Origin of the sequence: Streptomyces sp. NBC_01171 (assembly GCF_045039805.1) — a bacterium.
Taxonomy (GTDB): domain Bacteria; phylum Actinomycetota; class Actinomycetes; order Streptomycetales; family Streptomycetaceae; genus Streptomyces.
In genome coordinates, this window is sequence record NZ_CP108609.1 from 101,115 (window position 1) to 114,140 (window position 13,026).

At 71.3% G+C, this 13,026-nt stretch carries 12 protein-coding genes; 5 read left to right on the forward strand and 7 right to left on the reverse strand.

Annotated elements, in window-relative coordinates; all coding sequences use genetic code 11:
- Positions 1 to 63: 63 nt before the first annotated feature.
- Together OG448_RS00520 and OG448_RS00525 are read right to left on the reverse strand one after the other, a co-directional pair.
- A complete protein-coding gene (locus tag OG448_RS00520; protein WP_405550555.1) occupies positions 64 to 1,068 on the reverse strand; it encodes an IPT/TIG domain-containing protein in 1,005 nt (334 codons plus the stop codon).
- A gap of 160 nt (positions 1,069 to 1,228) precedes the next feature.
- Complete coding sequence (locus OG448_RS00525) at positions 1,229 to 1,972, reverse strand: IPT/TIG domain-containing protein (RefSeq protein ID WP_405550557.1); 744 nt, start codon at positions 1,970 to 1,972, stop codon at positions 1,229 to 1,231.
- Positions 1,973 to 3,052: 1,080 nt separating this feature from the next.
- On the opposite strand from OG448_RS00525, the gene OG448_RS00530 reads away from it, so the two are divergent.
- Positions 3,053 to 3,439 carry an SRPBCC family protein gene (locus OG448_RS00530; protein WP_405550558.1) on the forward strand — a complete coding sequence of 129 codons (387 nt, stop codon included), beginning with the start codon at positions 3,053 to 3,055 and terminating at the stop codon, positions 3,437 to 3,439.
- 49 nt (positions 3,440 to 3,488) lie between these two features.
- Here OG448_RS00530 and OG448_RS00535 read toward each other — a convergent pair whose 3' ends face one another.
- Positions 3,489 to 3,674, reverse strand: coding sequence for a DUF1737 domain-containing protein (locus OG448_RS00535; RefSeq protein ID WP_405550560.1), 186 nt, complete (start codon positions 3,672 to 3,674; stop codon positions 3,489 to 3,491).
- Positions 3,675 to 4,277: 603 nt separating this feature from the next.
- On the opposite strand from OG448_RS00535, the gene OG448_RS00540 reads away from it, so the two are divergent.
- Entirely contained in the window at positions 4,278 to 4,925 is a 648-nt protein-coding gene (locus OG448_RS00540; protein WP_405550562.1) for a LysE family translocator, read from the forward strand.
- Positions 4,926 to 5,239: 314 nt separating this feature from the next.
- Here the strand turns inward: OG448_RS00540 and tpg are convergent, their stop codons facing one another.
- From tpg to OG448_RS00560, 4 genes are all read right to left on the reverse strand, one after another.
- Positions 5,240 to 5,830, reverse strand: coding sequence for a telomere-protecting terminal protein Tpg (gene tpg, locus OG448_RS00545; protein ID WP_405550564.1), 591 nt, complete (start codon positions 5,828 to 5,830; stop codon positions 5,240 to 5,242).
- 9 nt (positions 5,831 to 5,839) lie between these two features.
- Positions 5,840 to 7,978 (reverse strand): telomere-associated protein Tap, encoded by a 2,139-nt coding sequence (gene tap / locus OG448_RS00550; protein WP_405550565.1) that lies wholly within the window; start codon positions 7,976 to 7,978, stop codon positions 5,840 to 5,842.
- A gap of 114 nt (positions 7,979 to 8,092) precedes the next feature.
- Positions 8,093 to 9,013, reverse strand: coding sequence for an NADP-dependent oxidoreductase (locus OG448_RS00555; protein WP_405550567.1), 921 nt, complete (start codon positions 9,011 to 9,013; stop codon positions 8,093 to 8,095).
- Between the two features lie 145 nt (positions 9,014 to 9,158).
- Positions 9,159 to 9,797, reverse strand: a complete 639-nt coding sequence (locus OG448_RS00560; RefSeq protein WP_405558617.1) for an HD domain-containing protein — start codon at positions 9,795 to 9,797, stop codon at positions 9,159 to 9,161.
- 134 nt (positions 9,798 to 9,931) lie between these two features.
- Here OG448_RS00560 and OG448_RS00565 point away from each other — a divergent pair, with 134 nt between their 5' ends.
- From OG448_RS00565 to OG448_RS00575, 3 genes are all read left to right on the forward strand, one after another.
- Complete coding sequence (locus OG448_RS00565) at positions 9,932 to 10,903, forward strand: GlxA family transcriptional regulator (RefSeq protein ID WP_405550568.1); 972 nt, start codon at positions 9,932 to 9,934, stop codon at positions 10,901 to 10,903.
- 142 nt (positions 10,904 to 11,045) lie between these two features.
- A complete protein-coding gene (locus OG448_RS00570) occupies positions 11,046 to 11,585 on the forward strand; it encodes an ArsR/SmtB family transcription factor (RefSeq protein WP_405550570.1) in 540 nt (179 codons plus the stop codon).
- Positions 11,586 to 11,602: 17 nt separating this feature from the next.
- On the forward strand, positions 11,603 to 12,868 hold the full coding sequence (locus OG448_RS00575) for an MFS transporter (protein ID WP_405558619.1): 1,266 nt from the start codon (positions 11,603 to 11,605) through the stop codon (positions 12,866 to 12,868).
- Positions 12,869 to 13,026: the final 158 nt, after the last annotated feature.

A 13,026-nucleotide genomic window follows, 5' to 3' on the forward strand; every position in this document is an offset into this window, starting at 1 on the left:
TGAGTCATCGGCTCGCTCGAATGGGGCTGGAGCGGGCCGGTGGCGCCGGTGCCGTGGTGCCGGCTAGATCGCGGGAGGCGCGATCCGCTGGTAGGCGAGTGAATTGCTGGTGCCGCCCGACGTCGTGACGTTAACCGGCACCGGACCCACCGGACCCGCCGGGGCGATCGCGATCGCTGTCGTGTCCGACACCACGGTGAAGGCCGCCGGTGCGGTGCCGAAGTGGACCGCGAAGGTCGTGGTCAGCCCGGTGCCCGTCAGGGTCACGGCGGCGCCCGCGCCCGTCGGCCCCTGCGCGGGCGACAGCGCGGTGAGCGCCGGCGCTGCAAGGTAGGTGTAGATGACGGAGTTGCTGGTGCCGCCGGGACCGGTGACGGTGCACGCGACGGATCCGCTGCCGGGCGGGGTGATCGCGGTGATCTGGGTGGCGGAGTTGACGGTGTAGGAAGTCGCGGGGGTGCCGCCGAAGGTGACGGCGGTGGCCCCGGTGAGGCCGGTACCGGTGAGGACCACGCTCGTCCCGCCGGTCGCCGGGCCCTGGGCGGGCGAGACGGAGAGCAGCGAGGGTGCGTTGAGGTAGTAGAAGAACACCGGCCCCGAGGTGCCGCCGACGGTGGTCACGGTGACCGCCACCCCGCCGGTGCCGGCCGGTGCGACAGCGGTGATCTGGGTGGCGGAGTTGACGGTGTAGGAAGTCGCGGGGGTGCCGCCGAAGGTGACGGCGGTGGCCCCGGTGAGGCCGCTACCGGTGAGGACGACGCTCGTCCCGCCGGACGTCGGGCCCTGGTTCGGCGCGATCGCGGTGAGGGTCGGCGTCGGCGCGTAGGTGTAGGCGACCGTGTTGCTGAGCCCGGCGGGTGTGCGCACGGTGACGTTCACCGTGCCGGTTCCGGGCGGGACGGTCGCCGTGATCGTCGAGGGGGTGTTGACCGTGTACGAAAGTGCTGCCGCGGATCCGAAGGTGACGGCGGTGGCGCCGGTGAACTGGCTTCCGTTCAGGGTCACGGGATTGGTGCCCGCCGCCGGACCCGTGTTGGGTACGACCGAGGTGAGGACGGGAGGGGCCACGGTGACTCCAAGGGGTGTGGTCGGCCTGGCTGGGCCGCGAGCTGGGGGGTCACGGAAGCGGTGCGGGCGGGCGTAGGCGAGTTCGCACCGCTTCCGCTGGGCACGGGCCGGTGGACCGGAGCGGACCTGAACCGTGCGCAGCCGTGCGTCCGGGACGCCGTCAGATGCCGGGCCCGGACACGTAGGTGAATCCGCCGCTGACGGTGGCGCTACCGCCCTCGGTGGTCACGACGACGTCGACGGAACCTGCGGCGCCCGGCGGTGTGACGGCCACCAGCGTGGAGTTGTTCAGCACGGCGAAGGACGCGGTGGTACCGCCGAAGGTGACGGCCGTGGTGGACGCCAGGCCGGTGCCGGCGACGGTCACCGAGGTACCGCCGGACGTCGGTCCCGAGGCGGGTGTGAGCGAGACCAGGGTCGGCGCGTCGACGTAGGCGTAGGTGAGCGGAGCGGTCGTGCCCCCGGTGGTGGTGACGGTGACGTCGACCGAGCCGCTGGAACTGCCGGCCGGAACGACCACCGACAGTTGGCTGTCCGAGACGACCGTCGGCGTCGCGCTGCTGGAGCCGAAGGACACGGTGGTGGCTGTGGATAGTCCGTAGCCGTTGATGGTGACCGTGTTGCCGCCCGCCGTCGGACCGGAGTCTGGGCCCACGGACACCGCGATCGGCGGGCTGATGTAGAAGAAGGAGAGCGAGTTGCTCGTCCCTCCCGCGGTCGTCACGTTGACGTCGACGACGCCGCAGCCCGCGGGGGCGATGACGGTGATCGAGGTCGGTGTGTTCGCGGTGATCGTGGCCGTCCGGGACCCGAAGTGGACGGCGGTGGCACCGGACAGGTTCACGCCGGTGATGGTGACGGTTGTTCCGCCGCTGGTGGAGCCTTGGTTGGGACTGATGGGCATGAGGGGTTCCTCCTCACTCGGACGTCTTCTCCGAGCAGCGACTGGGTGTCCCGATCCACGGACGTCCCGAACCGGGCCGGGCCAAGACGCCCGGCCGCCGGCGGAGGGGGATGTGCGGAGGCCCGTCCGGACGGGATGAGTTCAGTCCCGGGAGGGAGGCTTGTCCGCGGCGACTCGTTGGACCGTCGCCCATTGATGCAGACATCTGAATTAACCCATCAGAGTGAGCGCACCACCAGAGAATTGACGCGGCATCATCCGTTTAGCGGAGCGTGCTTGGCGTACGGCGGCGCGTTCCGGTGGTACATGGTCACCTCGATCGAACATGCTCCCCCGGTGCACGGTGCCGAGACCCTGGAACAGGGACAGGGAACGCGTCACCGGCGCGCTCGCCCTCATGGACACGACGAGCCGCGGCGACCTGGACGGGCCCGCCTTCACCGACCGCTGAACCGAGGCGCTACAGGAGATCATCGACGCCGAGCGGGCCACGCCCTGCCCGAGGCGCCGAAGCCGGAGCAGCCTGGCAAGGGTCTCGACCTGATGGCCGCGCTCGATCACTCCGGCCAAGAGGTCCGCGAGGCGCGTGGTGAGCCGGCCGGGGTGCACGAGATGCCGAAGCGGCCGCAGCAGAAGGCGGTGGGAAAGAAGACGGCCCGCCGGAAGCGGGGGGCCTGGTCAGTCGAGGACGCCGAGCTCGGTGTCGGGGCGGCACAAGGAGCAGGCAGGCGGCCACGAGCGCTGCGCGAGCCGGGGGCACGCGCCTGGCCGTGGGCGGCAGCCGGCTCACAGTCCTTCCGCGAGATCAGGTCGACGGCCTCTGCGGCCTGCCAGCGGGCAGGTGCTCGATGGTCCGGCCGACGCGCGGCGCACCGGGCGGGAACCTCCGTCACCCGAACGCCTCGTCCGGGGGCACGAGCGCACGTGTCGTCTGCTCCCGTTGCCGCAACTCGCCGTGACAGCCGCCGTCGGCGTCGGAATGCTGGGATGAGACCGCGGGCGCAGCCCTCACCCAGCGTCAGGAAACGGACCGATGACACCTCGTACCAGCCCCCCGCCACGACGGCGCCGGGTCCTGTCATGGCGCGCGTGACCCTGCGCGCCAGCGGCGCGGCCTGTCCCGAGACGGTCTGGGAGCGCTACGCCAGCGTCGACCAGTGGGCGTCGTGGTCCCCGCAGATCAGGGCAGTCCACTGCCTTGGCCGCCGCCTGCGGCCGGGCATGAGCGGCACGGTCGAATCGGTCGCCGGTATCCGCGCCGCCTTCGTCGTGGAAGCCGTCGACGATGACCGCCGCACCTGGACGTGGCGGGTACGCCTGGGCCGCGTCCGGATCCGGCTGCACCACGAGGTGAGGCCACGAGGACGCGGCACCACCACCAGCCTGACGATGCACGGCCCGAGGTTCGTCCTGTTCGCCTACGCACCCCTCGCCCGCCTCGCACTGCACCGCCTCGTGCAGCCCTGACTTGCTCACGTGCATTGCTCCGGGCTGCCAATGTTCCCGGCCACGAGGACTACGGTCGTGCCGGCCAGACCAGCGCCTGGGCGACGATGACCCGCTCACCGTTGAAAGTGACCGCAGGGCCTTCATGCAGTTCGTAGCCAAGACGTATCGCTTCGCTCACACGATGACAGAACGCGGCGTCGTCCGGGCCGGTCAGGACGCGGTAGACCGGCAGTCCGTCCGGTTGTGTGGTCATGTGGAGAAAGATCTCATGTGCACCCGCGCACCGGGCATGGTGACCCCGCGGCCCTGGGACTCCCGGAGCCGTGGAGGCGGGCGAGACAGTTCGCATGCTGGGGGACCATGCCCCGCGCGGGGAGCGGAGCCAGAGCAGGGACCGCATGAACGCGGGCCGGGAGACCATCTCCGCGGGCGCGGGGGCGACACTGACGGCGTCGGCGACCATGGCCGGCTCCTCTCCATGGACTCCCCTCGCTCGGGCTGGGGCAGTCCGGTCCGGGAACGCGGCACTTGCCGGCGCTGGTTGGGACGCGCCGATACGGCGTTCAGATGCTCGTACTGCCTGCGCACCGAACCGCCGGGCGTCGACGGCTGGCGGTCACGCGGTCTGTGACGCCGGAGGGCACTGCCGGCGGAGGCTTCGGCTGTCTTCCGGATCGTGCCGGGGTCGCGGGCCCTGGTACGGGCATCTGCGGCGTTGTCGTCGGTCGCCGACGCTCCGCGTCGATTCCTTCCTCCACCTTGGATCTGTACGCACCAGACTCTGCCGGGTGGGCCCGAAGGGCCTAGGTCAAAAGGTGGTCTGGTGGGTGGCGGGTTGGCCGGAGAGGATCGGCGGATGGTCAACATTCACCAGCTGATCGCCTTCTGCGTCATGTCGTCGCTGCTGTCCGCCATCCCCGGACCGAGCGTGCTGTTCGTCGTCGGACGCGCCCTGGCCCAGGGTCGCGGGACGGCGCTGGCTTCCGTGCTGGGCAACGCGATCGGTGGCTACGTGCTGGTCATGGCCGTGGCTCTCGGGGTCGGGGGTGTGGTCGCGAGGTCGGTCCTGCTGTTCGGTGTGATCAAGCTGGCCGGCGCCGCCTACCTGGTCTTTCTCGGGGTGAAGGCGCTGCGGGCGAGCTGGCGGGACCGGGCGGTGCCGACTGCTGTGACCGCGCGGGCGCCGGGCGGTGGCATCGGAGGGTCGGTCCGGGCGGGGTTCGTGGTCGGGGTGACGAATCCGAAGAGCGTGGTCTTCCTTACCGCGGTGCTTCCGCAGTTCGTCGACCGCGAGGCCGGGCACGTCGGCGCGCAGATGCTTCTCCTCGGCCTGGCCGGCGCCCTGTTGCAGTTGCTCTCTGACGGGATCTGGGGGCTGACCGCCTCCACCGCGCGCGACTGGCTGAGCCGGTCTCCCCGGCGGACGGCCCTGATCGGCGGCACCGGCGGGCTGGCCATGATCGGCCTCGGCGCGGCGGTCGCCGTCACCGGTCGCGCCGAGTAGCAGAGCCGACAGGGATGCTCGGTCGCCCGTCCCCGTGAACAACACCGCCCCGCCCCTGATAGTGGCCGAGGCGCGCCGGGTCGTACTGCGGTGGCTTCGCCGCGAGCAACGGGTTGTCGGCGTGAATCCCGAGCCGTTGAGCTCCAGCCTCCGATCGCAGCTCCGCCGACGTAGCTGCCCACCTCGTATGCCACGTCGGTGGCCACGGCGGCTGTTCCCTAGACCTTCGCAGCCTCCATGGCTACGCCAACTCCCCCGCCGGCTGCGCTGGATTCCGGTTGCCGCGATCTGACCGGCGTGTATGACACGCTCGCTCAGAACCGTGCGGCGATGTAGTCGATACCGGTCAGCTCGACATCCAGGCGGTGGGCGCGGCGTCCCCGGTCCTGGAAGTACAGCTCTTTGGCGGCCTGGGCGAGGACTTCGTTGGGGTGTTCGCTGCTGCGGCCGTACTGGGCGTCGAGGAGGCGGCCGGCCCATGCGGGGGGCAGGTGGAGGGTGAGGAGGCGTTCGCGGGCCTCGTTGGTGGAGCCGATCGGCGCGGTGTAGCCGAAGGTGGCGCGGAACTCGACGGTCATGCCGGTCTGTTGGGCGGCGCGGCGGCGGGCGCGTTCGCGGACGCGGGGCTGCCAGCGGGAGCGGACGGCCTCGTCGATGCGGCTTTGGATGTGAGGGGGTGGGTTCTTGCGGGCGCCGCGGCGGTAGCGGTTGACCGAGTCGGGGGTGACGCCGATCTCGGCGGCGACCGCGCGGGTGGTGAGCAGCTTGCCGAGGAGGTAGTTGATCTGGCCCTTGAGGGTGCGGGGCGGGGTGGTGGTGTAGGTCTCGCGGCTGGCGCGTTCCAGGGCCTGGCCGATCAGGGCGTCGTCGGCGTCGGCGTTGTGCGGGCTCATCTGCCGTGGCATCGGGGTGTCCTACTCTCCGCCGTCCAGCACGGCGCTGTGGCCGCCGCCCTTGATGAGTTCCGCGGGGTTCCCGCCCTGCTCGATGAGGTCGATGGCCCACTCCGCCGTCTGCACGCCCTCCAGCTTCACCAGGCCGGGAGCGACGCCGAGGCGGAAGGCGCCGGGCAGCGGCTTGCCGCTGCCGGTGGACGGCAGCAGGCCCAGGGGGCCGGCGGTCGGGGACGGATAGACCACGCAGTCCGACAGCACGCCGAGCGGGAACAGCCCCAAGGAGGCCATGGTGCGCATCTTGCGGTGCATGTTGATCCGGGCCTTGCTGATGACGGCGGCGCGGATGTCGGGGCGCCAGGTCGGGCGTTCCAGCTCGGGCCAGCGCTCGCCGCGCACGTAGTTCAGGCCGCGTGCGCGGGACTGGAGTTTGCCGATGCCGCCCTTCGCGGTCGCCTTGATGGCGGCCAGGACCGCCCGCGTCGCCGGATCCGCTTCCTTCACCCGATCCATCGCGGCGAGGAACGCGGCGTCGTCCATGCCGGGCGTGACGCCGAGGTCCGCCATGGTGTCCAGCAGCGCGGCCTTGAGCCGGTCGTGCCAGGGGTCCAGGAACGCCCCGTACTCCGGCCGCAGATACGCCTCCCGGATCTGAACGTTGTGGCCCAGCTCGACGGCGTAGGCGACGGTGTGGGTCTGGTACCAGGCCGGGCCCGTCGGCCGCTCCCCCGACGGCGTGAACGGGCTGGGCAGGCGCGGGTCCAGCTCGATGTGGGACAGGTCCACCAGCCAGGAGCCGGGGACCTTCTTGTCGAACGCGGGCCGTCTCACGTGGACCGGGGCGCACAGGCCGACCGGTGTGCGGGAGGCCGCGGCGAGGAAGGCGGCGTTCACGTCCAGGCCGATGGCGAACGGCATCGCCGCCTCGGTGCTGACGGTCTCCAGGTCCCGCGTCCAGTCGTACGCCTCCTCGTGCAGGAAGCCGTGCTCCCAGCCCTGGGCGAGGGGGTGTTCCGGGGTGGCCTCGGGCGGCGCCGGGTCCACCGGCTGCGTGCCCAGCGAGCCGGGAACGTGGGCGGACACCCAGCCGTTGCCGGACTCGTCCCGCGCCGGGCGGGTCGGCGGGCGCAGCGCGGTCATCAGCTCCAGGCCGTTGACCGCGGTGCCGCCGCGCGGGGTGATGACCAGGTCGGCGTACCTGGTGAGGGCGCGGGCGATCTCTTCGGGCTCGCCGGCGGCCAGGCCCGGCCAGGAGCGCTCGTCGAGGGCGCCCCAGGACAGCACGGCGAGCTGCACGCACTGGCGCTGTCCGGCCTTGGCCGGCCGGTAGACCCGGGCCCACGGGCCGAACCCGCGGCGGGTGAGCTTCCACTTGGCCCGGCCGATCTGCTTGACGACCGGGTGGTCCTCGGGCAGGCGCAGACCGGCGCGCTGCTCGTGGCCCTCCAGGCGTTCCGGCAGGCCGAGTTGCACGGCGGCCTGTGCGGTCAGCACGATCAGGGGGTCGGAGGGCCGGCCGTTGCGGTTCAGCGCCGGGGCGCCGACCGGCTGTGCGAGTGTCCACTCCACGAGCTGGGGCACCGTGCGCGCCGGGCACTCCAGTACCAGCCCACCCCGGCCGTAGGCGGTGCCGTCACCGTCCAGGACCAGCAGGGGCCCGTGGGCGTAGCGCGGGTCATCAGCGTCGGCTGCCTTCTTGCGGGCGGCCGGCCGGCGCGTGGCGGCCCCGGACCGCGCCGGCGCCTGGGCGGGCGCGGAGACCGGAGCAGTGGCTGCGGCAGGCGCTGGGGCCGGTGCGGGCTCGGGCTCATCGGCGGGAGCGGCGGCCACGGCCGGCGCCTCGGACACCGGGGCAGCCGGAACCATGGGCATGGGCGCGGGCGCGGCGGGCGGGACCGGAGCGGCGCCGGACGCCGGGTACTTCTCCGCCCACTTGGCCAGCAGCCGCTGGTACGCCGACAGGCGCGGCTCCCTCGGGTTGGTGCGAGCGCTCTCATAGTTCTTGACCGTCTGGACCGTGGTCTTCAGCGCCTGAGCGAGGCGGGCCTGCGTGACCCCCGCCGCCTCCCGTAGCCGTACACGCTCCGCAGGGGGTGGCAACTGCGGTTCCTCGTCGGCCAGTTCGTCCACCGCGGCGAACAACTCGTCCTGCGTGACCATCGGCGTCACCTCCCACCCACAACCTAGCAGCCCCTTAACCCTGGATTTAGCTCCCTCTCTTAACCCCCTCCAGGTGATTGTGGGAGCGGCATGCTGACGGCTAGGCCCGCTTCCTCAGTCCTCGGTCACGCGGATGACGGTGCGGCCGTGAACGTGTCGCCGCGGGGTGAAGGCGGCGGCTGCGTCGGCCAGCGGCTCGATCGCGCCGACCCGGATGCGGAGCCGGCCGTCTCTGACGCGCTGGACGAGGTCGGCAAGGCGGAGGCGGTCCGGTTCCACGACGAAGAAGAGGGCGCGTGCGTCGTCGGGGCGTGTGGTCGGTGGATGGGCGATGGTGACGAGCGTGCCGCCGGCCCGTACGAGCGCCGCCGAGCGGTCGAGAATGTCGCCGCCGATCACGTCGAGGACGACATCGACCTGGCCGACGTCCTCCAGGCGGTCGTCGTCCAGGTCGAGGAAGGCGTGTGCGCCCAGCTCGGACACGGTGTCCCGGTCGCCGGCGCGGCCCGTGCCGACGACACGGGCTCCGGCTTGGCAGGCGAGTTGGACGGCGATGGAGCCGACGGCGCCGGCGGCCCCGTGGATCAGGACGGTCTGGCCGGTGGCGAGCCGGGCGTGGTCGAACAGGCCCTGCCAGGCGGTGAGTCCGGAGACGGGGAGTGCGGCCGCCGTCGTGTGCTCTACGTCGGCGGGGAGCGGGGCGAGGTTGCGGGCTTCCACGGCAACGTACTCGGCGAGTGATCCGTTGCGGGTCCAGTCGGTCAGGCCGAAGACGCGCTGGCCGACGGTGAGGCCGGTGGTTCCGTAGCCGAGTTCCGTCACCACCCCCGACACCTCGTGGCCGGGCACGCTCGGGGTGCGGTCGCGGCCGGCGCGGTCGGTCCAGGTTCCGGGCCAGTCGAGCTCTCCGCGGGTGAAACCGGCGGCGTGGACGCGCACGACGACGTCGTTCTCCGCGGCGTGGGGAAGCGGAAGGTCCTCCAGAGCCAGGCCTGCGGCCCCGGCCTCGCGGTCCCGGACGGTGAGGGCTCGCACGAGTGTTTCCTTTCGTGGTGCGGGTGAGTTGCACGATGTGAAGAGGTCATCGATCCACGCTGCCGGGCAGCAGCGGGCACCGGGCGTACGGCCGACGGCCGCAGCTTTCGCCGCGCGCCCCAATCCCTCCCCGGAAGATGGTGGCTCACCGCGGCCAAGGAGCGTCCATGACACGCTCGACAAGAGATGTACGGTGGAAACCGGGAACGAAGTGTTCCAGGATGTCCGCGTTGATGGTTCCGTAGGTGGTGTCCGGACGGTTTTTGAGGCCGTCGACGAATTCCTGCAGAAATCCTTTCTTGAATTCCCCGCGCGGATGGGCGGCGACGATCTCCTCCACGCGGTCCGTCGGCAGGCCGTCCAGTCCCCAGCCGACGGCGTCGGTCAAAACGCCGTAGTTGGTCGCCGCCGTTTCGGGTCCCATCCGGCCGGGGATCCCCGGCGTCGTGTGCAGGGCGATCGCCGTCCAGACCGCGTCCGCGGCCTTCTCCGAGAACCCGCGCTCGAGCAGGAACGCGCGCGCATGGTCGGCGCCGTCCAGTTCGAAGCGCTGCTGAACGTCCGAGAACGGGATCAGGAGTCCCGCGTCATGGAACATCGCCGAGAGGTACAGCAGCTCGGGATCGGGCTGGAGGCCCAGCTCACGCGCATGGAGGGAACCGAAAAGGAATACGCGCCTGGAGTGGTGAAAGATCAGTGGGTTCGTCCTGACCCTGATGAATTCCGTGGCCTCCGCGACAGCCGAGGTCTCGGGTATTTCCACTCCTGCGATAATGTCGCTCATGATGTCTGCGCTTTCCGGTGCGAGGTGCTGTGAGGTGGCCATGCGTGTGTTCGCCACGATGCCGACCCCACGGCCCCGGCGCCGCCTCGGTCCGGCCATGAACCACTCGTATCCGGTCATCCCAGGATGGGCCCGTGGGCACTGACACGCATCGGGTGGTGGTCCTCGTCTACGACGGGGTCAAGATGCTGGACGTCGCCGGCCCCGCCGAAGTGTTCGGAGAGGCGAATCTGCTCGGTGCCCGCTACCGGATCGCGGTGGTGTCGACGACGGGCGCCGACGTCACCTCCTCGGTCGGCATTCGGATGGCCGTCGACGGCAGCGCCGCCACGCAGCCCGACCCCGGCACGTTCCTGATGCCGGGCGCAGACGTCTACCCGCGAACGGCCGTCACTGGAGACCTGGTGGAGGGCGCGAGGGATCTTGCGGCGCGCTCCGGCAGGGTCGCCGCCGTGTGCTCCGGAGCCTTCGTCCTCGGCGCTGCCGGTCTTCTGGACGGCAGACGGGCGACCACCCACTGGAAGATCGCGGACGAACTCGCCGCCCGGCACCCCAAGACCCGCGTCGAACCCGACGCCATCTATGTGCGCGACGGCTCCGTCTACACTTCGGCGGGCGTCACCGCGGGCATCGACCTCGCGCTGGCCCTGGTCGAGGAGGACCACGGCGTCGAGGTCAGCCGCGAGGTGGCCCGCGCACTGGTGGTCTACCTGCAACGTGCAGGCGGCCAGTCACAGTTCTCCGCTCCCCTGAAGGGTTCGCCGCCCCGGTCTCCCGCCCTGCGCAGGGTTGTCGACCTGGTAATGGCGGAACCCGCGGGCGCTTACTCCCTCACCGACCTGGGCGCCCGTCTCCACGTCAGCACGCGCCACCTCACGCGCCTGTTCCGGGAGGAGCTGGGCACCACGCCCGCCCGCTTCGTCGAGTCGATCCGGTTCGACATCGCGAAGTCGCTGCTCGATCAGGGTTACACCGCGACCGAGGCGGCGTCCCTGGCGGGCTTCCCGAGCTACGAGAGCCTCCGCCGCGTCTTCGCACGGGAGCTGTCCATCCCCCCGGCCGCCTACCGACGCCGTTTCGCCACCGCCCGCCGCGCCGGCCGGTGATCCACCCGCCCTGGCACGCGACGGTGCTTGCCGTGACTGGCGGCCGGTTCGGTGGGTGGTGTGGTTCCGCCGGTGCCGTGCTGAGGCGGCTGGTGGGTAAAACCCCTTGCCAAATGGTCAAGAAGTGTTGACCATTGGTGGCATGCCTACCGACGATCTGCCCGAGACGTTTCACGTCACCACTGACGAACAGCTGCGCGCCGTCTCCAATCTGACGCGTCACCGGATCATGGCGGTGCTCCGCTTCGAGCCCGCGACGATCACGCAGATCGCCGAGCGGGTGGGGCTGGCGAAGGGGAGTTCCAGCTACCACGTGCGGCTGCTCGAGCGGGCGGGGCTGGTGAAGGTGGTGCGGACGCGGAAGGTCCGTGGGGTGACCGAGCGGTACTACGCGATGGCGGCGCGCTCGGTCGTGTTGCCCGATCCGGGCCAGGGGGGTCCGGATGTGCTGATGCGGCATGCGGTGGCGGACCTGGAGGCGGCGCCGGTGGACGAGGAGCGGCATGTGCGGATGGCGCATCTGCGGCTGACCGAGGAGCAGTTCGCGCAGTTGGGGGCGCGGCTGGAGGCGTTGGCGGATGAGTATCGGGCGTTGTCCGATCCGTCGTTGCCGGACGCGTCGCTCGTGTTCGCGCTGTTCCGTCCGGCGCCGCGCTCGCAGGGCGAGGGGGACGCCAAGTGACCGCAAGCAGGGGGAAGTTGCCGGTCGGGTTCGGGCGGTTGTGGGCTGCGCAGACGGTGTCGTCGCTCGGTGACGGGGTGTCGCATGCAGCGTTGCCGCTGCTCGCGCTGTCGTTGACGCGGGATCCGATGGCGCTCGCTGTCGTCACGGCTGCCGGGACGCTGCCGTGGGTGCTCTTCGGGGTGCTGGGCGGTGCGCTGGTGGACCGTTGGGATCGTCGGCGTGCGATGTGGGTCACGGACGTGGCGCGGGCGGTGCTGCTGGCGATTTCGGCCGTGGCGGCCGCGCTCGACGTGCTGAGCATTCCGCTGCTTGCGGCCGTCGCGTTCCTGCTCGGTCTGGGCGGGCTCTTCTTCGATACGGCCGCTACGGCGTATCTGCCGGATCTGCTGGGCCGTGACACCGTGCTCCTGGAGCGTGCGAACTCCCGTCTGCGGGGTGCTCAGACCGCTGCGTCGGGGTTTGTGGGGCCGCCTGTGGGCAGTGCTCTGCTGACGGTGGGGCGGGCGGTTCCGTTGCTGGCCGATGCGGTGTCGTTCGCGCTGTCCGCCGTGCTCGTGCGGTCGCTGCCTGCCCTACCTCGGCCCGTGCCGCAAGGGCGTGAGTCGTTGCTGCGGCAGGCGCGGGCCGGTGCTTCGTACGTGTTCCGGGATCGGCTGCTGCTCGGGCTCGCGCTGCGGCCGGCGGTCGGGAACATCGCCTTCCTCGCCGTGGAGACCGTGCTCGCCCTGTTCACGCACGATCGGCTCGGGATCGGCACCTTCGGCTTCGGCCTGCTCCTCACCGCGGAGGCCACCGGCGGTCTGCTCGGCGCGGGCATCGCTTCCCGCCTCGGCCGGCGACTCGGCACCGGCGCGGCGCTGACATGCACCGCTGCGGTCGAGGGGTTCGCCGTGCTGGGCCTTGCCGCCTCACCGAACGCGTACGCCGCCGGTCTCGCGCTGGCCGTGTGCGGGGCGGGTATGGGGGCGACGATGGTGCTCGGGCCTTCGCTGCGTCAGGCGATCGTCCCCGCTGATCTGATGGGCAGGGTTGCCTCCACGTCGCGCATGCTGGCCATGTGCGCTGCGCCGTTCGGTGCCTTCCTCGGCGGCTGGCTGGCTGATGCCTACGGCGTGCGCGCTCCGCTGTGCGCCGCAGGCGGGCTCCTCCTCGCCATGACCGCCGTGACGGCGACCATGACCAGTAACCGCCGGGTCGAGGCGGCGCTGCGTGCTGCTGCCCGGGCTGACGGTCCGGAGCGCCGGGAGGCCGGGGACTGTGCTCAGGAGGGTGCCGTTTAGGCTGCGAATCCGGCCGAGGTGACGTATTCGTGTTTCCCCGTCCCAGTTGCGGATGCCGAGTCCGCGGTATCCGAGGACGCGTTGGTGGGGAATGGGTACGTGGCTGTGGCCGAGGGGGTGGATTTCCTGGCCTGCGGCGGTGTCCGGGCGGGCGGGAT

Bases quoted from the DNA above. Each gene is read 5' to 3' on its own strand.
- OG448_RS00525 (WP_405550557.1), bottom strand. From the start codon at position 1,972: ATGCCCATCAGTCCCAACCAAGGCTCCACCAGCGGCGGAACAACCGTC.
- OG448_RS00540 (WP_405550562.1), top strand. From the start codon at position 4,278: ATGGTCAACATTCACCAGCTGATCGCCTTCTGCGTCATGTCGTCGCTG.
- OG448_RS00570 (WP_405550570.1), top strand. From the start codon at position 11,046: ATGCCTACCGACGATCTGCCCGAGACGTTTCACGTCACCACTGACGAA.
- OG448_RS00560 (WP_405558617.1), bottom strand. From the start codon at position 9,797: ATGAGCGACATTATCGCAGGAGTGGAAATACCCGAGACCTCGGCTGTC.
- OG448_RS00530 (WP_405550558.1), top strand. From the start codon at position 3,053: ATGGCGCGCGTGACCCTGCGCGCCAGCGGCGCGGCCTGTCCCGAGACG.
- tpg (WP_405550564.1), bottom strand. From the start codon at position 5,830: ATGCCACGGCAGATGAGCCCGCACAACGCCGACGCCGACGACGCCCTG.
- tap (WP_405550565.1), bottom strand. From the start codon at position 7,978: ATGGTCACGCAGGACGAGTTGTTCGCCGCGGTGGACGAACTGGCCGAC.
- OG448_RS00535 (WP_405550560.1), bottom strand. From the start codon at position 3,674: ATGACCACACAACCGGACGGACTGCCGGTCTACCGCGTCCTGACCGGC.